Source organism: Fodinibius salsisoli (genome assembly GCF_026229185.1).
GTDB classification, from domain to species: domain Bacteria; phylum Bacteroidota; class Rhodothermia; order Balneolales; family Balneolaceae; genus Fodinibius; species Fodinibius salsisoli.
Window position 1 is genome coordinate 15,539 of record NZ_JAGGJA010000020.1, and the last position, 25,395, is coordinate 40,933.

General features: G+C 44.9%; 18 protein-coding genes. 6 read left to right on the plus strand and 12 right to left on the minus strand.

What is annotated here, in order from left to right:
* Positions 1-341: 341 nt before the first annotated feature.
* The 5 genes from J6I44_RS19085 to J6I44_RS19105 all read right to left on the minus strand — a co-directional run bounded on the left by J6I44_RS19085 (position 342) and on the right by J6I44_RS19105 (position 4,066).
* Entirely contained in the window at positions 342-1,151 is an 810-nt protein-coding gene (locus J6I44_RS19085) for an ABC transporter permease (RefSeq protein WP_265767813.1), read from the minus strand.
* 72 nt (positions 1,152-1,223) lie between these two features.
* On the minus strand, positions 1,224-1,757 hold the full coding sequence (locus J6I44_RS19090) for a TlpA family protein disulfide reductase (RefSeq protein ID WP_265767815.1): 534 nt from the start codon (positions 1,755-1,757) through the stop codon (positions 1,224-1,226).
* A gap of 56 nt (positions 1,758-1,813) precedes the next feature.
* Entirely contained in the window at positions 1,814-2,611 is a 798-nt protein-coding gene (locus tag J6I44_RS19095) for an ABC transporter permease subunit (protein WP_265767817.1), read from the minus strand.
* Positions 2,608-3,546, minus strand: a complete 939-nt coding sequence (locus J6I44_RS19100; protein WP_265767818.1) for an ABC transporter ATP-binding protein — start codon at positions 3,544-3,546, stop codon at positions 2,608-2,610. Before J6I44_RS19100 ends, J6I44_RS19095 begins: the two co-directional genes overlap by 4 nt.
* On the minus strand, positions 3,536-4,066 hold the full coding sequence (locus J6I44_RS19105) for a TlpA family protein disulfide reductase (protein ID WP_265767819.1): 531 nt from the start codon (positions 4,064-4,066) through the stop codon (positions 3,536-3,538). Before J6I44_RS19105 ends, J6I44_RS19100 begins: the two co-directional genes overlap by 11 nt.
* A gap of 163 nt (positions 4,067-4,229) precedes the next feature.
* Between J6I44_RS19105 and J6I44_RS19110 the strand changes: the two genes are divergently transcribed.
* Positions 4,230-5,096: a bacteriocin fulvocin C-related protein gene (locus J6I44_RS19110; RefSeq protein WP_265767821.1), complete on the plus strand. Its 867-nt coding sequence runs from the start codon at positions 4,230-4,232 to the stop codon at positions 5,094-5,096.
* A gap of 593 nt (positions 5,097-5,689) precedes the next feature.
* On the opposite strand, the gene ppk1 is transcribed toward J6I44_RS19110, so the two are convergent.
* The 3 genes from ppk1 to J6I44_RS19125 form a co-directional block, all read right to left on the minus strand.
* Complete coding sequence (ppk1, locus tag J6I44_RS19115; RefSeq protein WP_265767822.1) at positions 5,690-8,104, minus strand: polyphosphate kinase 1; 2,415 nt, start codon at positions 8,102-8,104, stop codon at positions 5,690-5,692.
* Between the two features lie 713 nt (positions 8,105-8,817).
* Entirely contained in the window at positions 8,818-10,398 is a 1,581-nt protein-coding gene (locus tag J6I44_RS19120) for a Ppx/GppA phosphatase family protein (protein WP_265767824.1), read from the minus strand.
* 241 nt (positions 10,399-10,639) lie between these two features.
* A complete protein-coding gene (locus J6I44_RS19125) occupies positions 10,640-11,347 on the minus strand; it encodes a metal-dependent hydrolase (RefSeq protein WP_265767826.1) in 708 nt (235 codons plus the stop codon).
* A gap of 395 nt (positions 11,348-11,742) precedes the next feature.
* On the opposite strand from J6I44_RS19125, the gene J6I44_RS19130 reads away from it, so the two are divergent.
* The 5 genes from J6I44_RS19130 (at position 11,743) to ytxJ (ending at position 19,393) form a co-directional block, all read left to right on the plus strand.
* The gene (locus J6I44_RS19130; protein ID WP_265767828.1) at positions 11,743-13,083 is read left to right on the plus strand and encodes an NTP/NDP exchange transporter; all 1,341 of its coding nucleotides are present in this window, start codon (positions 11,743-11,745) and stop codon (positions 13,081-13,083) included.
* Between the two features lie 73 nt (positions 13,084-13,156).
* Positions 13,157-16,918, plus strand: a complete 3,762-nt coding sequence (locus J6I44_RS19135; RefSeq protein WP_265767829.1) for a metallophosphoesterase — start codon at positions 13,157-13,159, stop codon at positions 16,916-16,918.
* 329 nt (positions 16,919-17,247) lie between these two features.
* Positions 17,248-17,916: an L-threonylcarbamoyladenylate synthase gene (locus tag J6I44_RS19140; RefSeq protein ID WP_265767831.1), complete on the plus strand. Its 669-nt coding sequence runs from the start codon at positions 17,248-17,250 to the stop codon at positions 17,914-17,916.
* Between the two features lie 7 nt (positions 17,917-17,923).
* Positions 17,924-19,000 (plus strand): 6-phosphofructokinase, encoded by a 1,077-nt coding sequence (locus J6I44_RS19145; protein ID WP_265767833.1) that lies wholly within the window; start codon positions 17,924-17,926, stop codon positions 18,998-19,000.
* A complete protein-coding gene (gene ytxJ, locus J6I44_RS19150) occupies positions 19,001-19,393 on the plus strand; it encodes a bacillithiol system redox-active protein YtxJ (protein ID WP_265767835.1) in 393 nt (130 codons plus the stop codon). It abuts the gene before it with no gap.
* A gap of 141 nt (positions 19,394-19,534) precedes the next feature.
* Here the strand turns inward: ytxJ and mtnA are convergent, their stop codons facing one another.
* The 4 genes from mtnA to J6I44_RS19170 all read right to left on the minus strand — a co-directional run bounded on the left by mtnA (position 19,535) and on the right by J6I44_RS19170 (position 25,358).
* Positions 19,535-20,590: an S-methyl-5-thioribose-1-phosphate isomerase gene (mtnA, locus tag J6I44_RS19155; protein WP_265767837.1), complete on the minus strand. Its 1,056-nt coding sequence runs from the start codon at positions 20,588-20,590 to the stop codon at positions 19,535-19,537.
* A gap of 3 nt (positions 20,591-20,593) precedes the next feature.
* A complete protein-coding gene (locus tag J6I44_RS19160) occupies positions 20,594-20,725 on the minus strand; it encodes a hypothetical protein (protein WP_265767839.1) in 132 nt (43 codons plus the stop codon).
* Between the two features lie 130 nt (positions 20,726-20,855).
* The gene (gene ggt, locus J6I44_RS19165; RefSeq protein ID WP_265767841.1) at positions 20,856-22,562 is read right to left on the minus strand and encodes a gamma-glutamyltransferase; all 1,707 of its coding nucleotides are present in this window, start codon (positions 22,560-22,562) and stop codon (positions 20,856-20,858) included.
* Between the two features lie 108 nt (positions 22,563-22,670).
* Positions 22,671-25,358: a TonB-dependent receptor gene (locus J6I44_RS19170; RefSeq protein ID WP_265767842.1), complete on the minus strand. Its 2,688-nt coding sequence runs from the start codon at positions 25,356-25,358 to the stop codon at positions 22,671-22,673.
* Positions 25,359-25,395 lie beyond the last annotated feature (37 nt).

Consider the following 25,395-nt stretch of genomic DNA (forward strand, 5'->3'; position numbering starts at 1 on the left):
TATAATAGCCTTTACTCATTTATTTCTTGTAGGACGCACCCTGAATTCCTTCCTGTGGGTTTCCGACAAGAGCTTTTTTAAGATGGATGTGATTCCTTTCTTTAATTTGGGAAGGGTAATGAATGCCGATGTATAGCCAATATACCGTATCGGTTTACATCTCATTTACTGCCACATATTCTTTTAACAAAGGGAGTCTCATCCAACACCTATAATGTAAAAGAGAACTTTTTGTCGTATAAGGGGTGGTTATGTAAAGTGGGCTAATGCACAATCATGTTGAAAAGAGTACACCCTCCTCATAGTTTATGTTTAATTTATCTTTTCCATTTTTTCGCCTTTTAAATAAGGTCTCTATGTTGGTATAACAGGACACCCAAAAGAAGAAGAACCCCGCTATATAAAAAATTCTCGGCAATGACATTCCAAAATAATGTGAATTCTGGGTGCAGGATGTTCTGCAGGATACCATCCTGAATAAGTGATTGTTTGAGTAAGGCCGGGGAGCAATAATAAATGGCAGCTCCGAGTCCTTGAAAAACAGCGTACTCACTTTCCATCATACGCTCATAAAGAAAGATATGCTGGAAGGGTCCGGCGATATAAAGGGCTATGGCCACGCCGCTACTGGGTATTCGAGACCAGAATAGTCCCAAGACAAAGGCCACCGTGGAGTATCCGAAAATAAGCATCAGCTTCTGGAGTCCGCCCATCCAGAAAAGCGGGGAGACTGAAAGGTTCCAGTAGATCATAAAACTGCCAGCCATGGCAAAGCCTGTCAGAAAAAATGCAGCAAAAAACAGCTGCAGGCCGCACCATTTACCGACCAACAACTGCCAGCGCGCTACGGGTTTGGCCAGCACGCCTACAATAGTCCGGGCGTTCTTCTCCTTCTGAACCATTCCAGAGGCAAAAATAATGACGCCGATAGTCATAAAATCAGTCCATAGCCCTAAAGATGTAGTTAGGACTCTCACTTGGGTTAAAAACACCGAGTACTCCTCCGATGAAGAAATGCCATCCATAGCGTCAGCAAAATCATCTCCTACAAAAGAAGAAACAACCAGCATCAAGAAAAAGAGCAGATAAATAATACGGTTGGCCAGAAACGCCCGGATGGTGTTCTTGGCAATTACATAAACATGTTTCATCTTGAGTTCTTCTGCTACTTGTTATTAGATATCAAAAGCGGCCTTCCCATCTATGGGTTGTAATGTATTGGGTTATTCCTTTTGCAACCAATATTCAATACTGTAGGGCCAATGGCGTATGTTAAATAAGCCTGGGCTAATATGCTTGATGGTGCCCGTGCTGTCCACTAAAAAAGAGGTGGGCAACTCTTCCATGTTTATCCGTTGCGACTGGACGTTACGGGCATCGACTAAGACCGGAAATTCCAGGGTATATGCCTCTGCCAGGCGGCGAGCAGCCTCTCGGCTATCACCTACCTGTACCAAGACCATCCCCAACCCGCTCTCTTGGTACTTCTCATGCATTTTCTTCATCACCGGGAACATGCGCCGGCACGGCCCGCACCCCGTTTGTCCAAAACCAATCCACGTGAGCTTATTTTGTTCAATGATGGGTTGTATATCTACTTGTTGCCCGCTGACATCAGGCAATGAAAAATAGTGGATGGGATCGTCCCGAGAATATACAAGCGAGGGGCTGTTGCGGCTTTCTTTTTTCATCCACCACTGGGCCCCGGCAAAAACGATAGCAATGGCTACTGCAATAATGGGCAATGACTTCCGCATGAATAGAGGCGTTCTTGATTAACGTTTAATTATTTATGGTGAATTTGGTCCCTGGGCTATGGTTGCCCTACGGCGATATCCTTTTTCTGATACAAAATAACAGCGAACAGTAATAAAAGTGCTCCATAACAACCGTTTATCCCGATGGTAGCCCACAAAAAAGGGACACTCAGGTGCAGGCTATCTTGCAAACTTCCTTCCCATAGCGGATATATATTCAAATGAACCGGCGTTACGTAATACAGCGCAGAAACGATTAGTTGCCGAAGAGCACCTTCCCCATCGGCGAAGCGAAGGAAGTAGGTATGAAAATAAAACAGCGAAAAGGCCAACCCTCCGGCCAGAATCCGCGGAAGCACAATGCTCAGCATATAGGACAGGGTGGTAAATGTCACAAGCAGTAGCAGGTAGTGAAGTAGCCCTATATAAAAGAATCCTAATATTGGAAATTGCCAATAGATCATCGCTGTAAGAATAAAACCAGCTCCTATCACAAAGATGGTACAAAAGAACAATAACACCCCACTCCATTTCCCCAGCACAAACGTCCAGCGGCTGATGGGCTTGGCTAGTACCCCGGCGATGCTTTTATCTTGTTGCTCTTTGGGAAGTACCCCGGAGGCAAAGATAATCGCCGTGATGGCCGTCAGAAAGTACCACCAGCCAAGGGTGCCTGACAGCAGCCAAACCTGTTCAATGAACAGTTGCAGGTTGGCATAGGCATAGAAAATATTATACACCTTTTGCCATTGCAGGGCAGCAATGATCACAATCAAAAATAGAAATAGATAAAACACCTTTTTGGCAGCAAACCCGTGTAGCGTATTCCAGGCAACAAGGCGAATGGTTTTCATGATGACTCCTGCTCTAATTTCATGTACAACTCTTCCAAAGTCCGTGTTTGGCGCTTCACGTCCACGATCTCTACGGGAGACTCCAGCAGGCGGCTTAACAGTTCGTCCTTATCCTGATCTGTACACATAATTCCAGTCCCTTGCTCCCGATCGCGCATCGTCACATTCCATCTACCATCCAATATCGTTTTGTCCAGAAGCTCTTGCCCACCGCGGATCGTTATGGCCCATCGGTTGCTGGCGGCTTTAAGGTCTTGTAAATCACCGGAAAGTACCTTTTTTCCCTCTCGGATCATGACCACTTCATCGCATAATCGCTCGATGTCTGACAGGATATGGCTACTGAAGAAAATGGTCTTTCCTTTATTTTTCTCTTCGAAAATAAGGTCTCTAATTAATTTCCGGCCCTGAGGATCCAGCCCCGTAAACGGCTCGTCCAAAATAAGCAACTCGGGATCGTGCAACAGCGCCTGCGCTATGCCCAAGCGCTGTTTCATGCCTTTGGAAAAAGAACCAACCCGTTGGTCAACAGCTGACATAAGGCCCATCCGATCCAGTTGGTGGTCAATTTCTTTTTCGAGGCGGGTACCACTCATATTAGCCAACCGCCCATAAAAACGAAGTGCCGCCCTGGGTTTTAAAAATTCGTAAGTATGAAAAATTTCGGACTGAAATCCCAGGCGGCTGCGTGCTTTTTTCGATTGGGGCGGTTCTCCCAAAATCTCAATCGATCCGGCGTCCGGAATGAGCATCCCAAGTATACAATAGATCGTGGTTGACTTCCCAGCCCCATTTGGTCCGATGAGCCCTACGACGGAGCCCTTGCTAATCTTAAAGGATAACTCATCCACAGCTTCTACTTCCTTCCGAAACATCCCTCTCCTGTAGCTCTTGGTCAGGTTTTGTATACGGACAACAGGGTTTTCACTCATCATCTAATGTTCTTTTAATTATTTGGTCCCATCCTTCCGGAATGCCTTCACTCACATGGAGAATCATCCCCGAATCATCTACCAAAAAGGAGGTGGGAACAGTTGTAATATTACTAGGCTGGGATTGGGTACGCATAGAGTCGACCAAAATAGGATAGGGGACCGGAGACTTAGTTAAATATTTGGTTACGGTCGCCGGTCGTTCTCCTATGCTGATCCCCACCATCCCCAGTCCTTTCTCATGATACTGCTCATACAGCTCACTCATCATCGGCATTTCCTGGCGACAAGGCCCACACCAAGTGGCCCAAAAGTTTACCCATGTAAGTTTGTTATCGCTGACAATATCCTGAAGCTCAACGGGGCGACGATCAATAGTTGGAAGGGTAAACGGTTTTATCTGGTCACTGACATTATATACCAGTCGTTGATTGGCCCGGATATTCTTTTTGACCCAATAGGAAAACCCAACAAAAAGGGCTAACAAGCCAATAATTATAATTCTGTATATGTTTTCTTTCATACAGTTTGTGATATCCTGTTTCTAATCATATTCCATGATAGGTTATCCAGAAATATAATGATCAACATGGATATATAATAAACTATTATTTATATTCAATATCATATTTTTTAAATATGAATTGTATGACGTAATAATATATTCATCTTTAAATAAAATAACTATGAATTCATCTAAGTTTACCGGGATACCAATATGTATATTTGTAATATCTTTTTTGTTTGTTTCATGTGACAAAACTAATCCCATAAATTCTACTGAGAAACCAGTACATTTGGAGTCTAGGTCCAAGGCTCAATCTAATCAGAAATCCGTTCTTTTTGATACTTCTTCCTTAGAGCTAGGATGCAAAGCTGTAAACGCTTGGGTACAGAAAAATTCTGAAAATTTACCAAATAGCCTTAGTTCTATTTCCGTTTTTCCTAAGACATATAGGAAAGCAATATTTAATGAGCTTTCATCAGTGGAAAGATATAATTTATGGAAAGAAAGGTTAAGGAGTTTCATGGAAAAAGATAAATTATCTGCAGAAGAGAAGTCAAAGCTAAGATCAATCATTAATGATTTATCTCCTTCGGTTTTTAGCAAAAGCAATGACAAGAAGCTTAATGTTTTAACTAATACAAGCGAGATTGTTCGTATTTTCGGAAGAGACCTCGCAAAGAGAATATTTACCTCTTTAGCTCCATCAAACCACCTTGAAAATTCTTCTATATCTCTAGTAAATGATGTGAATGGAATAGTAAACGCTAGTCAGAACCAAAAAATCGATTGTAACTGCAGAACTGATGATATTTGGTATGGGTGTGACCCAACTGGAGTTGGACCCGAAGTCCGATGTGTACACAAAGATGATTTACCATATCTGCCGTGTAGCCAGAATGATGCATATGGTTGTGGGACTTTTTGGCTTCGAAGATGTAATGGTGCATGTCGACATGCAGAACAACCAGATCCTCCTGGGCCTGATCCCGACCCTGCTGCTCTTAAAGAAGATAAAGATATTCGACCCAGAGAGAATAATAAGTAAAATATTTAATTTTAAATTTGACAAAAGGCCGCCTTTTGGGTGGCCTTTTTATTTCTCTCCATTTAAATTTGAATTAAGGATACTACCATGATCTCATTCATACGAATGACAAGACGGTTACAAATGATACATCTTAATAGCAAGAGATGATATTTGTTATTGTATCCAAATTAGGGTATACCCTAAATCGCTACGCTTTCGGGGGTTCTGAATCGGCGTTAGTGGCCCGTATTTGCCTGTTTCGATACAATAAATTTCGCTACAGTTAATGGGGTAGTGGTTAGGTCGAGCGGTTCTGAGTATGCTTTTAGGTTTAGGTTCATTTAATCTGTTCCTTTACAGATATTTCCTGCTGTGGGCTTATAGCAATAACAGTTATTGCTTGTAGGACAGTAGGACCCACCCTTAATCCCTCCCTGCTGGCAGGGAGGGAAACTCTTTATCAAATAAAGTTTCTTAATTCTATAACCATGAGTTTTTTCCCCTGTTCGCAGGGGAAAAATAAAAAGGGGCACTGGGGATAGAGTAAAAACCTCCATATTATATTTTAGCCTCAATAGCTCACTGATAACAAATAACTAACTACCAAAAAACTATCCAAAGGCGCGTTTTCGGGCGTCATCCATCATCATCTGGTGGAAATTACGCTCTTTTTCTCCTTTTTTGGGTTCCCGCAGATGATAGGAGCCATCCGGTTGCATCTCCCAGGCTAACCGATTGTCGCGAAGAGCTTTTTTGAGGATAGAGGTAATGCGTTTTTTTAACTTGGGAAGGGTGATGGGCATCATGGCTTCCACCCGTTCGTTTAAATTGCGTGAGCGCCAGTCTCCGCTTCCAATATAAATCTTCGGATCCCCTTCATTGCCAAAGAAGTAAATGCGATCGTGCTCCAGAAAGCGTCCGATGATGCTGATCAACCGGATGTTGTCGCTATAGCCCGGTAACTGGGGACGCAGTCGGGAGTGGCCGCGAACAATCAGATCGATTTTAACCCCCGAGCGAGATGCTTGGTATAGCCGCTTGATGATATCCACATCATCCAGTGCATTCATTTTGGCAATAATGTGCCCTTGGCCTCCACTTTGAGCAATGGCTATTTCGTTATCAATAAGGTCGTTAAACGCATTGCGCAGATCATTGGGAGCGACTAACAATTTGCGGTACTGTTGGTCCGGAGCATAGCCGGTTAAGTAATGAAAGAGGTTCGTCGCATCATAGCCGATATCCGGATCGTTGGTCAACACGCCCAGATCGGTATAGACTTCGGCGGTATGGATATGGTAGTTGCCCGTGCCGATATGGCAATAAGTAACGTGGCGGTCGCCTTCGCGGCGCACAATGAGCGCAACCTTGGCGTGGGTTTTAAGTCCCACCAGTCCATAAGCCACGTGCACACCGGCATTTTCAAGCATTTTACCCCACTCGATATTGCTGGCCTCATCGAAGCGCGCTTTTACTTCTACGAGTACGGCCACCTGTTTGCCTTTCTCAGCGGCCCGCACCAGCGCCTTGACGATGGGCGAATTATCTGATGTGCGATAAAGCGTTTGTTTAATGGCCAGCACATCCGGATCATCAGCGGCTTCTTCAATAAGACGGCGCACGCTCCCTGAAAACGACTCGTAAGGATGATGGACCAGCAGATCCTTTTTGCGGATGATATCAAATATCGTTTGCTCTTCTTCGGTTTCACCCTCATGGTACAGCGGCTCAGGAATAATGGGCTTCCACTTTTTATAATGCAGGTTGGGGATGTTGATGTCGGCCAGTTTGAAACAGCCGGTCAGGTCAAGTAAGCCATCCTGAAAGATGATGTCATTATTGCTTTCATCCAGTTTGAGTTCGTTCTTGAGCAGCTTCAAGACTTCCGGATCCACATCCTGTTCAATTTCAAGGCGGACGACCTCGGCAAAGCGACGTTCACGCAGTTCTTCAGACATCATCGAGAGCAAATCTTCTGCTTCTTCTTCGTTACGACGGAGGTCAGCATTGCGCGTAACACGGAATACACAAACGCTGTCTATATCCATGCCCGGAAACAACCGGTCTATATTTTGTCGAATAACTTCTTCTACCGGGATAAACGAATAGGCATGCGATTCGCTTTCGAGCTTTAACCAGCGCGGCTGATTAGAAGGCACCTTAACCCGCGCAAAGTTAAACGCATCCCGATTGGGACGCTTTAACTTGATAGCCAGTGACAGGCTAAGGTTCGAAATAAAAGGAAAGGGGTGTCCCGGATCTACCGCCAGCGGCGTTAGCATGGGATAGATATGATCGAGAAAGTATTCGTCTAATTTATTTTGCTGCTGTTTGTTTAGTTCTTGGTACGAGCAAACTTTTATAGATGCTTCCTCTTCCAGTGCTGGGCACAGCTGATTGTTCCAGACATCCGAAATCTGTTGCTGCATTTTTGTTGCCTCGCGTTGCACAATATCAATCTGCGAATCAGGCGTCCTTCCATCAGGACTCAAGTCAATCAGTCCGGCGGCCTCTTGTCGTTTTAGTCCGCCTACCCGTTTTTGGATAAATTCATCCAGGTTACTGGCCGTAATCGCAAGAAACCGAACCCTTTCCAACAGAGGATTTCTGGAATCCATGGCTTGGTATAACACCCGCCAGTTAAAGTCCAGCCATCCTAATTCTCTGTTCAGGTAAAGCGAGGGATGATCAATTGAAGCCTGCTCAGGAACTTCCTGAGGCTGTACGGAAGTGGGAATCTTCGGCATCTTATCGTTCCGGTCCCCATTAGATGAGTTTAGTTTACTCTCGTCAAAAAGCCATCGCTGTTTACCCACATTCCATTTGATGGCATCGCGTTTCAGCTCTCTAAAATGTTTAAGAACCTGCTTGTTGAGAACTTTGTTGCCTTTATCCGAGAGATCTATGAATGAATTATCAAAAGCTGACTCAACCTTTTCAATGGCCTCGGAGCGCTTTAATTCTCCGTGTCGTCTAATTTCATTGTACAAAAAGACAGCTACTTCTTTAAATGGATAGTCAGACACGATATTACCTTAGTTTAATAGCATAGAAAAAATGAAATATAGGTAAAAAAAGAGAGGTGCGGAAGATTACCAGATAACTTAACACTCAGTTAATATCCTTATCCGCTGGTACGTGGTGTGATCCACTTAGCAAGTGGGCTGGATCTTGAAAAAATAAATGTATTGTTCCATTTTTTTAACGATACAAAAGTGATAAAAAACAGGTAAGATTATTAAGTTAGAAGTAATGTTCATTTTTCAATCAAGAAAAAATGAACCAAAAAATTGACCGGCTGAATAAATTCTTGCTGCCGTTCTCTCCACCTACGCTAAAATCATTTCACTCAAGTTGCAAAAGCGGCAACTTTCAGACAGGAAATGATTTTTCACGTTTCGGCTACGGTCACTTTTCCAGCAGAATTTATGTTATGCCGGACAAATTACCATTTACTCGTTAAAAGCGACAAGCCCCACCGGAAGAATTTCTGTTTGACGAGGTGCTGCCGGCAAGCCGTGATTAGCGGCAGTATAATTTACCAGCATCGAGAAGTTATCCCGAATTGCTCGGGAGATTTTTTACGAGTCCCAGCTTGCTGGTTCCGACCCTTCGGAAGTGCCAAGACAAAAGGCGGAAATAATATTGGGTTAATAAATAAAACTAACGGTTCCATTTTTGAAGCGACGCAATCTCGACGGTAGTACGAGACCCGCAGAGCTGGAGCTATCCAAATAGTTTAATTGCTGTTTTCTTCATACTCAATTTGAAGTTCTCGGCCCGTCACTTCTTCAAAAAGCTTGCTTTTACGTTTGGCGCCCCAAATTTCAAGCTGAGGATCGGCTTTGGTCGTAATGAAAAGCGTGATCTGGTCATCCGTTATTTCAATATCAAGGTCTTTGACGTTTTGATAATGACTGCGATCCATGCCGTCGGCAACCCGCAGGATGCCGGAAAGCTGGCGCACCTTTTTCTTGAGCGGTTTGTCAAGCTTGCGATATCGTTTATGACGTTTTTTGGGCGTAGAGCGCCGGTGGTAGCGGGCTACATTAGCCATCACTTCAATTTCGTCTTCGCGAAATCCGCGCAAGTCGGCATAGCGGATTAAATAGAGGGCATGCTTGTGATGCTTGCGGTGAGAAATGTAGTAACCGATATCGTGCATCAGGGAGGCATACTCCAGTAGCTCACGATCTCCATCCTGCAGGGCAAGCTCTTCCTGCAGTTTATCGAACAGTTTTAGAGCCGAGTTGGTGACGTGCGTCGAATGGTCTTCATGCCAGTCGCACTTGCGCAGCAGTTCATAGACGCTGCGTCGGCGGGGGTCGGGATAGTAGGATTTTAGATTCAGGTCAAGATCCCCTTTCTCTTTTTGAATGTAGTCGAGAATCATACCCTCCCGAAGAGCATCCTCGGATATCCGTATTTCACGAATATCCAAGGTTTGAATCAGGTAGCGCAGCAGCTCCACGCCAGGTACGATAATGTCAATTCGTTTTTTATCCAGACCATTCAGTTCTGATCGTTCATCGCGGTCGAGAGTGATAAAGTCTTTATAGAAACGGTTAAAATCCTGAGCACTAAAGGTAAGCTCGTTCAGCGAAAGGGAGGTACTCAAAGATTTTCGATCAGCAATCATCTGGGCAATATTTTCCATCGTCCCCGAAGAACCGATGACTGTCGTTATGTTTTTGCCACTGGCAGCTTCAATGACTTTGGTAAGTTCAGTTTTGAACTTAGTTCGCAGCTCTTTGAGATCTTTTTTGGAGGGGGGATCACTTTCAATAAACTGGGCAGCCATACGGGCAGCACCAACTTTATAGCTCTCATTAAAAAACAGTTCCGTATTGTTACCTGTAATGAATTCGACGCTTCCACCTCCGATATCAACCATGAGGACGGGCTGTTCATCCAGGGCAACGGCATGCTGTATGGCTTGTCCAATCAGGTTTGCTTCCATGGATCCCGGAATGGCCCGGGCTTTTACATCCGCTTCATCAATCATGCGCTGAATAAATTCACCACCATTCTGTGCTTCCCGGATGGCACTGGTCGCATAGGCCATAATGTGATCTACTTCGATGTTATCGCAAAGAATCTTGATTTTTTTGAGCGCTTCAATGCCCCGTTGCATAGCCTTTTTAGAAAGTCCGCGGTTCATGCCTCTTTTGGCAAGCAAGACCATCTCTTTGAGTTTATCGATACGCCGAAAGCTCCCATCGGGGTAAATATCCATGATAACAGCGTGAAATGAGTTAGTACCCATATCAATGGCAGCGATACGACGTTTGGGGCGACTGTTGTTCTTGGTCTTGGCCATCCTATTGCAGTTTAATTCTGAGTCTTCGTAGTAAATGCGCGCGTTGCTGTAGTCTATACATCCTACTTGCAGAAATCAATAGCGCGGGGAATTAATATCTGTCTAATGGAGAGAGGATTTTAAATAGAAAGATGGAGCCACCGCGAAGGGGCGAGCTCCATCCTCAAAAGACGGATGCGGTCCACCTGAATAGTGGGCTGCACCTTAATATGATAATTATTAGAACATCAAAAGCTACTTCTTATGCCAGGAAGTTGTCCCCGGCTTCAGGAATCCATACTTCGGTATCGGTGGCATCTTCGGTATACTCTTTGAACTCCTCCGGATCTCCGGATAACACAGGCATCGTTCCGTAATGAATGGGTACCGCGTAATCAGCGCCGATAAGATCGCAGGCCATTGCTGCCTCTTCGGGGCCCATCGTATAATGGTCACCCGTGGGCACGGCTATGACATCCGGTTCATACAGTTCGCCGTAAAGTTCCAAGTCGTAAAAAATATTGGTGTCTCCCAGATGATAAAAGGTGATATCATCATCAAAAGAGATGATGAGTCCGGCGGGCTCTCCAGCGTAGTCGCCCTGGTAAGAGGAGCTGTGGTTGGCGGAAACCATAGTGACTGCAAAATCATCGAAGGCTACCGTTCCACCTTTATTGAATTCTACGGCCTGCTCTTCGCTCAGCCCGTGTTTACCCACCAGCAGCCTTGAGAGTTCTACCATGGATGCTACCGTACATCCGGTATCCACGGCAATATCCAGCGTATCGCCAACATGGTCGCCATGTCCATGGGTCAGCAGGATGTAGTCCACATCATTTTGTTGTTTATGCTCATCCGGAGTAGTAGGATTCTGAGACAGAAAGGGATCAATTAGAATTGTTTTTCCAGCAGGACTTACCAGCTTAAATGCTGAATGTCCTAACCAGTATGCTTGAACAGTGGTTTCCATAATAGTTGAATGATATTTTTTAATGTTAACGGTTTAAATATTCCACTTTTGAAGGGTATTAGAGTGCTGCTTATTCTTTTGCATGCTGGCAGAGTCATAAAATCCAATGTTCCTTAATAAATAAGATGGATAAACAAAATAAGTTTTTTCATCAATCCAGTACGCAAGCAGTGTCAGGAATATGGGCAGCTTAGTTCAGATCATCAAGCAGGACAAAAGAGAGTTTATTTACAGTATGAAGTTCAACTGTAAAGGAAAAGCTAACCTATATTAAGTTAACATTAAACATGTTGTTAATTAAGTATTATTGGCGTTACTTAATAATAAGCTCCAATAGTTACTGTCCAAATAAATCATCGTCTTGGGGAGAATATTAATTGTTAAACCTGATGCTGATGGGGGAAGAGACGTTTTATAATCGTGTACGCAAACAATTTTTTGATATACGAAAGAGAGAATGGCCAACGGTACTATTGATGTCCACGTTTTTCTTTATGGTCATTGGTACATTCTGGATCTTAAAACCTATGAAGCGGGGCCTGCTGGTCGGGTATTATCAAAATGCGCCACTACAGTTTTTGGGAACAACTTTTGCCGGTGCCGAAGTGGAACAGTTGGCAAAGGTCCTTAATATGGTTGTCGTTTATGGGATGGTCGTACTCTTTACGGTACTGGCCCGGAAGTTTTCACGGCAGAAAATGAATGTAACCCTGTGTCTGCTGTTCGCTGCCCTTTTTATTCTTTTTGCTAATTTAATGTATAGCCCAACCGCGAAGGTCGCCTGGTCGTTCTATATATTGGGAGATATGTTTAACTCGGTGTTGCTCACCTTTTTTTGGGCTTTCTCAAACGACATATTTAATTCAGATCAAGCCAAGCGAACATACGGTATTGTGGGGCTGGGAGGCGTTATCGGAGGGATGGTCGGGGCGACGGTGGTTGCCGGGAATGTCAGTGAATGGGGTCGACCAACCTTATTATATCTTTGCGTAATTCCAATGTTCATTCTCATTGGGATTGGTTATGTAGTGGATCGTCGCGACACTTCAACACAGGCAGCACGATCGTCCAAAGAAAAGGATAACCAAGCCCCGGACAATGCAATAGTTGAAGGCGCTAAATTGGTATTTCAATCGAAATATTTATTGGGTATTGTCGGAATTATTGGCCTCTATGAAATTGTTTCGAATATTGTGGATTTTCAATTATCCGCAATCATTGCCCAAGAGGTAGCTGGTGATTTGAGAAAGGATGCCTATTTCGGTTATGTGGGACAACTAACCAACACTATTTCCGTCATTGTGCAGCTTTTCTTAACCAGTTTTGTGATGAAGAGGTACGGTGTGGGAATAGCGCTCTTATTTTTGCCAGTCGCTATCACCATGGGATCGGTCGGATTTCTGTTTGTTCCCAGCTTGATTTTTGTCACTATTATGTCTGCCAGTGATAACAGCCTGAATTATTCTATTAACCAATCGGCTAAAGAAGCGTTATACACCCCGATGAGCAAAGATGTGATATACAAAGCCAAAGCTTTTATTGATATGTTTGTACAACGTTCAGCTAAAGTATTAGCCGTGTTTCTGAATTTGATAGTAGCAGCATACATTGGCTTAGAGAACATTCGTTGGTTATCAGTAGCATGTTTGCTAATTTTGTTTTTTTGGATTTTGATCGTACGCTTTGTGGGAAGAGAATTTAAAGAACACACTTCTGAAGAAGTAGTGGTTGATTAAGAAGATACTCGTCAACATCCTTTCATGGAGCTAATGAGATTTGCCAAGTGAACACAATTTTGACTGATTTTTTATGAAATATGAAGCCCGTTCTGGCAGATATCTCTTTTATATGGTCTGCCTGTTATTGTTATGCAGTTGTGGAACCTCGCAACCCTATTATAAATCTGATTATGTGCCCACTGAATCAGCGATTGCTTCCAAACAAGTGGAATCTTCTATCTTTTTAGTGGGAGACACCGGGGCTCCCGAAAAGGAGGGAGCATTGAACGTATTGTCGAGCCTGCATGTTCAATTGCAAGCGGCCGGCGACAGTAGTGCGGTCATCTTTTTAGGAGATAATATTTACCCGGATGGGATGCCGCCCGAACCTCATGAAGCACGAGCACGTGCGGAAGCAAGTATGAAACCCGCTCTGGATATGTTGACCAACTACAGAGGTCAAGCATATTTTATTCCCGGAAATCACGACTGGCGATATGGTCGGCAGGGAGTACAGGCTCAGGAGCAGTTTGTTGAAAATTATGGCAACCAAAAGGTGCAATTTTTGCCGGATAACGGTTGCCCGGGACCGAATGGATTTTCCGTAGGAAACGATTGGTTTGTTATTGCACTGGATTCGGAATGGTGGATTAACCGGAGTGAGGCCGCCAATAACGACTTGACAGACTGTTCGGCACGAACTAAGACCGATGTCATTGATCAGGTAGAGCATTTGGTTGAGGAAAACAGCGATAAAAAGATGCTCTTGGCATTTCATCATCCGCTCTACAGTAATGGAAACCATGGTGGCTACTATTCAGTTAAGGATCACCTTTTTCCGCTTACAAACCTGGTAGACCAACTGTACCTTCCCCTTCCTGTTTTGGGGTCGTTATATCCGTTGTCTCGAAAGCTGGGTGCCTCGGGTCAGGATGTCTCCAACAAGCGCTACAGACTTTTTAAAAAAGAGATATTGGAGGCCATTGAAGACCATGAAGTTAATTTTCTGGCTTCAGGGCATGAACATAATCTGTCCTTCTATACAAAAGAAAAGGAGAATATAGCAAAGGAGGGTACCAACTATTTTATTGTTAGTGGTTCCGGCAGTAAGCGTTCCTATGCCCGTCGCGGCTTCGGAGCTCAATTTGTGTACTCACAAAAGGGCTTTACCAAGCTGGTTTCCTATGTGGATGGGTCGGTGGATATAGAGTTTTGGATTCCTGACGAGCAGGAAAAAGAGGGAAAGCTGGTCTATTCCAGACAACTTGTTGCATCTTCAAAGCCGGCTGGTACAGCGAATCATTCGAGCCATGAAAATCAACAAAGCCACATCCAAAGAGATATTATGGGCACAACTGCTCCCGGGCCTGGTTACAAGGCGGGAGGCTTCAAACGTTTTATGTGGGGAGACCATTATCGGGATGCATGGACGACCCCAATAGATGTTCCGGTTCTTGATCTTGAAAAAGAGAAAGGGGGACTGAATATATTGGCCAAAACCGGAGGGGTACAGACCATAACCATCATCGCCGAAGATAGTACAGGGCGAAAGTATGTGATGCGTTCGGTACAAAAAAATCCCAAAAAATCACTTCCAGAAGCATTACAAGAAACCTTCGTTACTAAAATTGCTCAAGATCAAACCTCTGCTTCCCATCCATATGGGGCATTAATTGTGCCTCCACTGGCGCGAGCAGCCGGCATATATCAGAACACGCCAGAGCTACGATATATACCGGATAACTCATCGCTCAATATATCGACAAATACGCAACGTACGCCGGGTACGCTGGTCACGATGGAAGAGTTTGTAAGCAGCAATTGGTTTAACCAAACCTTTTCAAAAAGTGCCGCTGAAGTGGTAGACTCAGATGAGCTTTGGAACCAGCTTAGAGAAGGAGATTGGGCAACCATCGATCAGCGACAGCTGGTGCGCTCCCGAATTTTTGATATGTACATTGGTGACTGGGACCGCCATGAAGGGCAATGGTTCTGGGCCAAGACCGAAACGGATTCCCTTCCGGCTTATCAGCCTATTCCCATTGATCGGGATAATGCCTTCTACAAAAGTGACGGCGTCATCATGGGGCTGGCACGGCTGACGGTATTTCCCAAGTTTCAGCTTTTTAACGATGGCATACAGAATATTAAAGGCATTAATTTAAATGCCCAGCACTTCGACCGGTGGTTTATGAATGGCTTGACAAGGAAGGAATGGGTAGCTATTGCCGAAGAGATGCAGGTCGCGCTATCGGATTCCGTTATTACATCCGCGGTTTCACAGTGGCCGGAAGAAATTATTGGGCTTAACGGTGCTACGTTTATTGAGAAGTTAAAAGCCCGCCGTCAACAGCTCCCGGATTTTGCACGACGTTATTACGACCTGTTATCTCGCAGTGTGAATGTGTACGGCAGTGATAAGAATGAGTCATTCGAGATAAAAAGAAAATCCGATGGAGCAACCTTGGTCGAAGTATATCGGGCAGAAGGCAGTCGGAAGCAGAAAATATACCACCGGGTATTCCAAGCTGATGAAACCAAAGAAATAAGACTCTATGGTTTTGGTGGCGCTGATCGCTTTGCGATGAATGGAGAAACAGATAAAGCGATAAAAATTCGGATTATAAGTGGAGAAGGAGATGATGTCATTGAAGATCAGTTAAAAGTGGCTTCCTGGGGAAAAAAGACGTTGGTATATGACAGGCCTCAGAGCGTTCGTATCTCCTCAATGGGAGAAGTAAAAGATAAAACCTCATCCAACCTGCGGGTTAATAAGTATGAAAAACGGGGGTTCCAGTATGATTTTTTAGGTCCGCTTATAGCCAGCGGATATAATGAAAATGATGGTGTTTTTGTGGGAGGCGGAGTGCATATCCAAAGGCAGGGATTTCGAAAAGAGCCCTTTGCATCCGATCATTGGATAACAGGCAAAATGGCAACGCTAACGTCATCCTTTACATTTAATTATGAAGGACTGTTTACCGAGCGCGTTGGCAGATATGATTTGGGAATACAAGTTGGTATCCGAGGACCTAATTATTCCTCAAACTTCTTCGGGTTAGGCAATGAAACGGAAAGAACCCGTGCTGACGACGATTTTTATGGTTATCCATATAATAATTTAGATACCAATATAGAGTTAACAGAGTTATACAATAATTTACTACAAGTGCGCATGGGTGGGGGATATGAATTTCTGCGCCCCCTTTCTATTGATAATCGGTTTGTGACTTCAGAAGAAGCGCAGCTGCCCGGTACTACCTTTAATTCCCACCATTTTGCCAAGGCGCGTGCAGGCGTTAAGGTAACGACCGTTGACAACAAGCTTTTCCCGCAGTATGGATATAAGTTCGAGCTGCTTTCGGAACTAAAATTAGGCCTCAATGACCGTAGCAAGACGTTTAACAGAATCAGCTCTAAAACAAGCCTTTATTATACATTCAGAAAGATTACCACAACACTGGCCACCCGACTGGGCTTTGCCACGAATGTTGGAGACTTTAATTTCTTTCAGGCCAATACATTAGGCGGGCAGACCTTTACGGGAACATCCGGTAATCTGAGAGGATATGTCCGCGACCGGTTTTCAGGGCGAACCAGCCTGTTCCATAACACCGAAGTGAGAACCAAGCTGTTTAATATCGACTCTTATTACCTGCCTGCAACGATGGGCGTCTTGGGTTTTGTAGATGAAGGTCGGGTTTGGGCAAACAGGGAAAACTCAACACAATGGCATTTTGGCTATGGCGGTGGTCTGTGGATTAGTCCATTACAGCGAGCCATCCTAACGGCGGGCTATGCATTATCCCGGGAGGATGGGTTATTTACCGTCTCACTTGGATTTACTTTTTAACGAAATTCTTTGAACGTTACGAATGATTTCAGTCCGTTTTGTTGGTTTTTAGATTGCCTGGTCCGCACCAAAGATAGAACGACCCGTAATGAGAGTATTATTTATATAAATGGAAGATTCCTCGGGTAATATTCTTTATGCTTAGGAGTTGACTATTCGAAATCTTTGTGTTATACATAAATTCAAAGGTGTAAAATAGAAGAGGTAGTATGCCAGATTACAATATAAATTATTCAGGTTTTAACTACGCTTTTTTAAGGGGACAATACCCGGCATCTTTGTATAGCCTATCTGACTAAATATTAACCCCAAAATATTGAGGACTATCTATGGCCGAACGAATAAAACTGCATCCTGAAACACCACATGTGAAGCGTCTTTTTGAGGTTTCTGATATGATTAAACAGGGGGCCGTCGTCTTATTCCCGACAGACAGCCAGTATGCAATTGGTTGTGATTATAAAAATAAGAAGGGGATTGAACGCATACGTGAGATACGCAAACTGGATAAGGATGATCACCTGACGATTTTATGTGATTCACTTTCCGGTATTGCTAAATTTGCTCATATATCGGATCATAATTTTAAGCTTATCAAGCGGCTTATACCCGGACCTTATACATTTATATTACCGGCTACCAAAGAAGTACCTAAACTCCTGGTCCATCCAAAGAAAAAGACTGTAGGTTTTCGGGTGCCAGACTATCCCATTGCTCAAGGGTTAATTCGAGAAACGGGGAATCCAATGCTGGCCATTACAGCTAAAAAGCCAGAGATGCAGGGCAATGCACTGAAGGAATTTGAACGCGAACCTTTTTTACGGGAGTTTGAAAAGTTGGTTGATGTTGTTATCGACAACCAGCAAGAGCTACCCTCGCGTGAGACCTCTATTTTGGATATGACCGATGACAATACCAAGCTACTGCGTCGGGATTTAGGAATGGAAGCACTGGAAGAGGTGTTCCGTATGCAGCGAGAACCATTAGAAGTCACGTAAATTACCTATGAGAATAGCAATTAATACAGGCGGCGGAGATGCACCAGGGCTAAATGCGGCTATTCGGGCCGCAACCCTGGCTGCCTTAAAGCGAGGATGGGAAGTCCTGGGTATCAAAAATGGATATGGTTCTATCTATACCGATGAGCCTTTTATCACCTTGGATGAGCAGGCCGTACAGGGTATTACCCTCCAGGGAGGGACCATTCTGGGTACGGCCAACCGGGGTAACCCCTTCGAGATGCCTTACGAAAAGGAAGATGGCGAATGGGGCACAAAAGATGTCTCCGATCAACTGGTAAATACATTTAAAGAACATGAGGTCGATGCACTCATCGCTATTGGAGGCGATGGATCGATGAATATTGCCAGTAAACTTATCAAAAAGGGGCTTGATATCGTAGGGGTTCCCAAAACCATTGATAATGATATTTATGGCTGTGATGTTACCCTGGGCTTTGATACGGCCATAAGTATTGCTACTGAAGCTATTGACCGAATTACAACGACAGCCGAATCTCACCACCGGCTAATGGTGGTTGAAGTGATGGGACGTTATGCGGGCTGGATAGCTCTCTATTCGGGTATCGCTGCATCTGCGGATGTGGTGCTGATCCCGGAAATTCCTTTTTCATACGATTCTATTGTTGAGAAAATTAAAGAACGCGAAGCCAAGGGCCGCCATTACACTATGATTGTGGTTGCCGAAGGCGCCAAAGAACAGGATGGCGAACTGGTTACCAAAGGCAAGACCGTGGGACAAGAAGTCCAATTGGGCGGTATTGCCGATCGTGTTGCCAATAAGCTGAGTGAGCGAACGGGTAAAGAATCTCGATCCGTGGTGTTGGGGCACTTACAGCGTGGGGGGTCTCCTTCTACCTATGATCGACTAATATCACTACGATTTGGAGCAGCAGCCATTCGTTGCGTCCAGGAACATGACTTTAATAAGTTGGTGGTCTTACAGGATAACCAGCTGAAACGTATCCCCATCACCAGCATTGCAGAAAAAATGAAATCAGTTTCTCTTGAAAGTGATACGGTACAGACGGCAAGAGATATAGGAATTTGTTTGGGGGATTAAATGGGACTTTTTGATTCTATAAAAAATGCCTTTTCATCTGAAATGCCCGGTTATTGGGGCATCCTCGCCGCCCCTTCGGAGTTAGAGCATGTAATACAGGCCTCCAACGACTGGCCCCAGTTGATTTATAAACACAGCCATCGTTGTGCCACGTGCTTTTTTTCCAAGAAGCAAGTGGAAGAGGGGGCTGATACAATTATTGAAAAAGCGGATCTCTATTTCTTGGATGTCATTGGCAGTCGGCCGGTCTCTAACGCCGTTGCTGAAAAGCTAAATGTACGCCATGAATCACCCCAAATAATTTTACTGAACAAAGAAGAAGTTACTTGGCATGAGTCGCATGGAGCCATAAAAACAGAAGTAATTCTTACTGCATTACATGGGAATGGTTAATTCAGAAAAAATAAAAAATCATCCAATGAGTGGTTTGTATTTTTGATGGAAACCAGCCCGTAGTCCGTACCATTCATCCGATGAGAGATAATTACGATATTAGGGAGGAGATAATATTAGGAACCTACCTCCCCGATTAAATCATTCAAAAAGCTTCTCGAAGTTTTCATTAAAAGGGGGTTCAACAAGTCCCTTTTCGGTAATAAATCCTGTAACATATTTATGGGGAGTGACGTCGAAAGCGGGATTATAGGTCTCGGTCTTTTTAGGGGCCACTTCGGACCCATTAAACTGAGTAATTTCATCATCCTCGCGTTCTTCGATGGGGATGTCATCGCCATTGTCCAGTTCCATATCGATAGTAGAGAGGGGAACAGCTACATAAAAGGGAATGTCATTTTCATGAGCCAGTACAGCGAGGGGATAGGTACCAATTTTATTAGCTACATCACCATTGGCAGCTACGCGATCGGCTCCGACTAATGCCATATCCACATCACCACGGCGTATTAAAGAGCCTGCCGTAGAATCAGTGATTAGTTTCATCGGAATTTCTGCATTCTTCAGCTCCCAGGCTGTCAGTCGAGAACCCTGCAGCAGAGGTCGGGTTTCATCAACCCAAACATGGATATCCTTGCCTTCTTCATGGGCATGAAAAATTACAGATAAAGCCGTTCCATATTGACCGGTTGCAAGGCTGCCGGTATTGCAGTGGGTAAGAATCTTAGATTTTTTGCCGACGAGTTTTACGCCTTCTTCTCCAATTTTTTTGCAGGTGCGCTTATCCTCATCGTGAATTGTTTTCGCTGTTTTGAGGACAATATCCTTAATCTCTGCTATGTCTTTATCTTTATGAGCCTGAATAGTCGTTTTAAGCCGATCAAGAGCCCAGTGTAGATTAACCGCGGTTGGCCGTGCTGTTTCCAGGTATTCAGCAACTCGTTCCACTTCTATAAAAAAGCTTTGGAATGAGTTTTCCGGTAACTCCTTAATACCGAGATAGAATCCATAAGCAGCCGCAATGCCGATGGCCGGGGCACCACGTACGCGCAATTTTTTGATCGCTTCCCACATACGTCCTACATCCCGAATGTCGCTATATACTTCACGTCCGGGCAAGTAGGTTTGGTCAAGAATACGAACGTGGTCTTCACGCCATTCAATAGATTGTATAGCCGTTGCAGTATTGTTGCTCATAAATTATTCTTTATTGTTTTCTTTAGCTTTATAAGCCTTTCCAGACTCACTTAGTTTTGAAATTTTTTGGTAAAATTGATAGAGTTGATTCAGCTTTTCAACTTTTTTTTCAATTGGGGTCTTTGGGTTCATCATTCTTGTAGCTGTTTCAAGCGTCCACGCTTGAAACAAGTTTTATACGATGAGTATGGACGCTTACCACAAGAGGGGATTGCTCCTTCTTGTAATATCCGATTTCTGATCGCCAATTTCTAATTTTGGATCATTAATATCCTCGGGCTGCACCGTCGCCCCGGGGATCCGCTGCGCCAAACTTCATTCCTTTGGCATCAATGAAGATGGTATGTGCACGGCCTAATCCACCAGAAGGGTCTAAGATATGTCCTTTGTCGTTGAGGATAGCACGCGTATCAGGACTAAGACCAAATTTTTCGTAGAACAGCTTGTCCGGCATCCATTGATGGTGAAAGCGAGGGGCAGAGATCGCTTGCTGAGGGGACATCTCAAAAACAGCCATATTCAAAAAATTATGTAATGTGGCTGTAATGATCCGAGGTCCGCCGGCAGCGCCTAAAACCATTCGAACGGAATCATTTTGGGTTACGATAGCTGGCGACATACTACTGAGCATTCGTTTTTGGGGCTCAATGGCGTTGGCTTTTCCCTGGATAAGACCAAACATATTGGGTTCTCCCGGCTTAGCTGTAAAATCATCCATTTCATTATTGAGGAAGAATCCAGCTCCACTTACAGCTACTTTGCTTCCAAAATTGCCATTTAGCGTAGTGGTGACAGAAACGGCATTGCCGTGTTCATCCACAACAGAGTAGTGGGTGGTTTCGGGAGATTCATACCGAAAAGGAATATTACCGTGACCAACATCATCACTGGAGGAAGCTTTATCCCAGCTAAAGCTTTGCATCCGTTCTTCGTTGTAACTGTCACTGAGCAGCTTTTTCTGCGGGATATCCACGAAGTCAGGGTCCCCTAAAAAGTGAGCCCGATCCGCAAAAGCACGGCGCATGGTTTCAGTAACGGTGTGGACATATTTCGCAGAATTAAACCCCATTTCCTGCAGATCGTAAGGGCGAAGCATATCTAATATTTGGCTGATGGCAATACTGCCACTGCTCGGGGGTGGCATGATGTGCAGATCATACCCATTCATAGAGGCTTTGACCGGTTCGCGCCACACACTCTTGTAGTTTTTAAGATCTTTATGCGAAATGAGTCCACCATTTTCTTGCATTTCTGCTACGATTAAATCAGCCGTTTTGCCCTCATAAAAACCTTCTCGTCCATCTGTAGCAATACGCTGCAGGGTCTGAGCCAAATCAGTTTGTTGGAACAGATCTCCTTCTTGCCAATCTTGGGTGGTATCACTTGGAACAAAATATCGGGTAGAACCAGCATATTTTTGAAGGACACCATCATATTCATTAAGTACTTCCGCTTGAGCATAGGAAAGGGGATAGCCCTTACGTGCCAGCTCAATGGCCGGCTGAATAGTTTCTGCAAGGGATAAGTTACCATACTCCTCAAGGGCCTCAACCATGCCGTCCACGACGCCGGGCACACCCGCCGCCAAAGCTCCTTCGCGACTTAGCTTGGGGACATATTCGCCGTCACGAATATACATATCGGGCCCTGCTTTGAGCGGAGCTTGCTCGCGAAAATCGAGCGTTCGATCTGTGCCATCCGCCAAGTGAATAACCATAAATCCGCCGCCGCCAATATTGCCGGCGCGAGGCAGTGTGACGGCCAGGGCAAATTGAACGGCTACGGCTGCATCCACGGCATTACCGCCTTGCCGAAGTATTTGTTTGCCCACTTGCGAAGCGTGTTTTTCGGCCGATACTACAACCGCATGCTCATATTGATTGGCGGTACCTACCTGGGCATAGCTATAATTTGAGAGTACGAACAAAAAAATGAGGCATAGATATATTACAATACGGGAGAGAGACTTCATATAATTGATTTTGGCTTTAACACTTACACAAATATCCACTTAATATATCGAGATGAAATTAAAAATGCCGAAGGCCTCAAGGTAAGGCCTCCGGCAGGGATGTCAAAGTTAAAGGGTAATGCTAAGTTTTGAATAGACGTACCTTCCATTAAAGCCGATAGGAGAGGCCGTGGGATAGGGGAAGATACCTAAAAAGTTCTCGCTGGCCGGTGTCAGGTCGGGATAATTGTCCAGCAGGTTACGAGCTCCGACCGTAATCGTGGCATAATTATCCACTATGTCGTAACTGGTGGACATATTGACGATCCACTCTGAACCGAGTGTGTAATCCTCGTCTGGAGCATCATCGGGGACCAACACCTCACCATATCGTTTGGTAATCGTGGAAAAACTGAAAGGTCCTTTATCGTAGGTTGCTTCCAGATTCAGGGTATTTTTCGGACGTTCTCTGGCTAATTCCAGCCGTGCTTCACGGCCAAAAATACTTTGTCCAAATGATTCATCTAACTGGGAGGGCGTTCGAATGTCGCTTACCAGCCGATTGCGTGTGGAATTGAAGGAGCTTTTTAATAGCAGGGAGCCCTCTTCGCCAATGAGAGTACGATAGGAAGCCGTAAGGTCAATGCCCCAGGTTCGGGTATCGATAGCATTGGAAAATACCTGCACGCGTTGAGCGCCGAATTCAGAAACCAATGCTTCAATTTCTTCACCTGCTAAGTTCCCCGACAGGATAATCCGGTCTTCAATATCTATATGGAATACATCAACGGTGAAGGTAAAGTTGTCAGTTGGACTGACGGCCAGTCCTCCGCTTGCGTTGAAAGAGGTTTCCTCCTTCAGGTCGGGCACGCCCAGGGCATTTGCCACATTGCTGGAGTTGTTAAAAAGGCCAACCTCATAAGGTACATTGTCGATAAAAGTAGTCGATATCTTGGAAAAGTATCGCTGGGCCAGGTTGGGAGCCCGAAATCCTGTACTGACGGCTCCGCGGAAGACGAGTTCTTCTTGCGGCTGAAAACGGAGTGCCAGCTTACCGGTCAGGGTCTCCCCAAAGTCGCTGTAGCTCTCAAAGCGGCCTGCTACATTTACCAGCAACTGTTCGGTCACATCGGATTCGAGGTCGATATAAGCTCCAACATTAGACCGGTTTTCATCCACTTCTTGCGAGGGACGGAATCCGGGAAACACTTGTGCACCCGGAGCGGCACGCCCACCATTTTGATTTTCTTTGACAGGCCCGTCAACATAGGAAGCTTCTTCACCGGCTTCAATCTGGTATTGATCAATACGATAGATAGCACCGGCGGCTACATTCAGTGGTCCGGCCAAGCCAACATCGTAGGTTCGCGAAAGATCGAGCATGGCATGCGACTGCTGAAAAGAGACGGTTCCGGCATAAAAGGAGGTGGGGGAATTGGGTCCAAGCGTAACATTAAGCGAATTGTCAATATTGTATTCAAATTCATTACCGCCGGTTTGGATGTTTAGATCATAATTCCAGTCACCTAACAAGCCACGCAATCCCAGTGAGCCCGAGTAGTCACCGGTTTTGATATCGAATTCAGGCAAAAAACCCTGTGGATAGATATCCGGCCAGTTTCGACCTCCTAAACCACGCCGATAGAATCCTTGTCCCAGTGCATCTCGGTAACTGTAGCCTCCAAAAGCATACACTTCAGCTGATTCGCTGACCGGCACGGCGGCATCGGTCCATAGGTAGTAATTATTGGACTCCCCGTTGCCCCAGTGAAAATTTGGTTGGGGGATAGGATTATTTTTCGTCATCACTTCATTTACACCATCCCCGTCCATATCCAAGACTTCATCAGCGTCGCCTTCCACAATTTGGTCGCGCGGATCCGGTCCGGCACGGTTGGTGGGATCACGAAATCGGATTTCACCAAAAAGATTGATATATCCACCTTCTCCGACAGGGATACCGTAAGCAGCATTGATGTCATGGGTGGTTCCGTCATTGGAAAAATCATCTGTGGCGTGACCGCCAATCTTATAGTCCAGAGAAAGAGGAACAGGTCGGTCAATAAGTTCAATGTTCACAACCCCGGCAATAGCGTCGGAGCCGTATTGTGCGGCCGCTCCATCCCGCAGAACTTCCATCTGCTTAACGGCACTGGCCGGTATCGCATTCATATCTACCGGACTGGATCCTTTTTGGATGCCCGATCCGAGGCGATTTACTAAGGCCGATTTATGCCTGCGTTTACCGTTGATTAAGACCAGTGTATGGTCGGGACTGAGTCCGCGAAGTGTAAAAGAACGGAGGGCATCCATACCATCAGCCACGGTTTGACGCGGAAAGTTCACAGAGGGAGATACCTGCTGAAGCATCAGGCCTACTTCGGACGTCCCGGTTTTTTCGAGATCGTCAGCGGTATAGACATCCACCGGTACCGCCAGTTCGTCTGCCGCCGTATGGGAGGCCCTGGAACCGACCGTAACGGTAACTTCTCCCATCGTGGCGCCCGGTTGCATGGTAAAATCGCGGTTAAGCTCTTCGCCAGCTTCCAGCGTAATGGCTGTTTCAATGGATTGAAATCCAACAAATGTGACCCTGAGGGTATAGGTGCCCGGGTCAATATTGTCGATTTCATAAGCCCCTTCGGCATCGGAAGCCGTTCCCTGTGAGCTTTCAACAAGCAATACATTTGCCCCGGCAAGAGGCTCACCATCCGTATCGGTAATGGTACCCCTGATAGTAGCGGAGGATTGAGCTAACGTTAATATTGGAACTAAGAAAAGAATAATGAAAGAGCATAGAGTAACTATCTTTTTCATAATAGACTTATTTTGTTGATCGGTAACTATTTGATAT

Excerpts from the sequence above, each read along its gene's own strand:
- J6I44_RS19105 (WP_265767819.1), bottom strand. The coding sequence starts at position 4,066 with ATGAAAGAAAACATATACAGAATTATAATTATTGGCTTGTTAGCCCTT.
- ytxJ (WP_265767835.1), top strand. The coding sequence starts at position 19,001 with ATGGGACTTTTTGATTCTATAAAAAATGCCTTTTCATCTGAAATGCCC.
- J6I44_RS19125 (WP_265767826.1), bottom strand. The coding sequence starts at position 11,347 with ATGGAAACCACTGTTCAAGCATACTGGTTAGGACATTCAGCATTTAAG.
- J6I44_RS19170 (WP_265767842.1), bottom strand. The coding sequence starts at position 25,358 with ATGAAAAAGATAGTTACTCTATGCTCTTTCATTATTCTTTTCTTAGTT.
- ggt (WP_265767841.1), bottom strand. The coding sequence starts at position 22,562 with ATGAAGTCTCTCTCCCGTATTGTAATATATCTATGCCTCATTTTTTTG.
- J6I44_RS19135 (WP_265767829.1), top strand. The coding sequence starts at position 13,157 with ATGAAATATGAAGCCCGTTCTGGCAGATATCTCTTTTATATGGTCTGC.
- J6I44_RS19100 (WP_265767818.1), bottom strand. The coding sequence starts at position 3,546 with ATGATGAGTGAAAACCCTGTTGTCCGTATACAAAACCTGACCAAGAGC.
- J6I44_RS19130 (WP_265767828.1), top strand. The coding sequence starts at position 11,743 with ATGGGGGAAGAGACGTTTTATAATCGTGTACGCAAACAATTTTTTGAT.
- J6I44_RS19085 (WP_265767813.1), bottom strand. The coding sequence starts at position 1,151 with ATGAAACATGTTTATGTAATTGCCAAGAACACCATCCGGGCGTTTCTG.
- mtnA (WP_265767837.1), bottom strand. The coding sequence starts at position 20,590 with ATGAGCAACAATACTGCAACGGCTATACAATCTATTGAATGGCGTGAA.
- J6I44_RS19120 (WP_265767824.1), bottom strand. The coding sequence starts at position 10,398 with ATGGCCAAGACCAAGAACAACAGTCGCCCCAAACGTCGTATCGCTGCC.
- J6I44_RS19095 (WP_265767817.1), bottom strand. The coding sequence starts at position 2,611 with ATGAAAACCATTCGCCTTGTTGCCTGGAATACGCTACACGGGTTTGCT.
- J6I44_RS19110 (WP_265767821.1), top strand. The coding sequence starts at position 4,230 with ATGAATTCATCTAAGTTTACCGGGATACCAATATGTATATTTGTAATA.
- J6I44_RS19160 (WP_265767839.1), bottom strand. The coding sequence starts at position 20,725 with ATGATGAACCCAAAGACCCCAATTGAAAAAAAAGTTGAAAAGCTGAAT.
- J6I44_RS19090 (WP_265767815.1), bottom strand. The coding sequence starts at position 1,757 with ATGCGGAAGTCATTGCCCATTATTGCAGTAGCCATTGCTATCGTTTTT.
- J6I44_RS19140 (WP_265767831.1), top strand. The coding sequence starts at position 17,248 with ATGGCCGAACGAATAAAACTGCATCCTGAAACACCACATGTGAAGCGT.
- J6I44_RS19145 (WP_265767833.1), top strand. The coding sequence starts at position 17,924 with ATGAGAATAGCAATTAATACAGGCGGCGGAGATGCACCAGGGCTAAAT.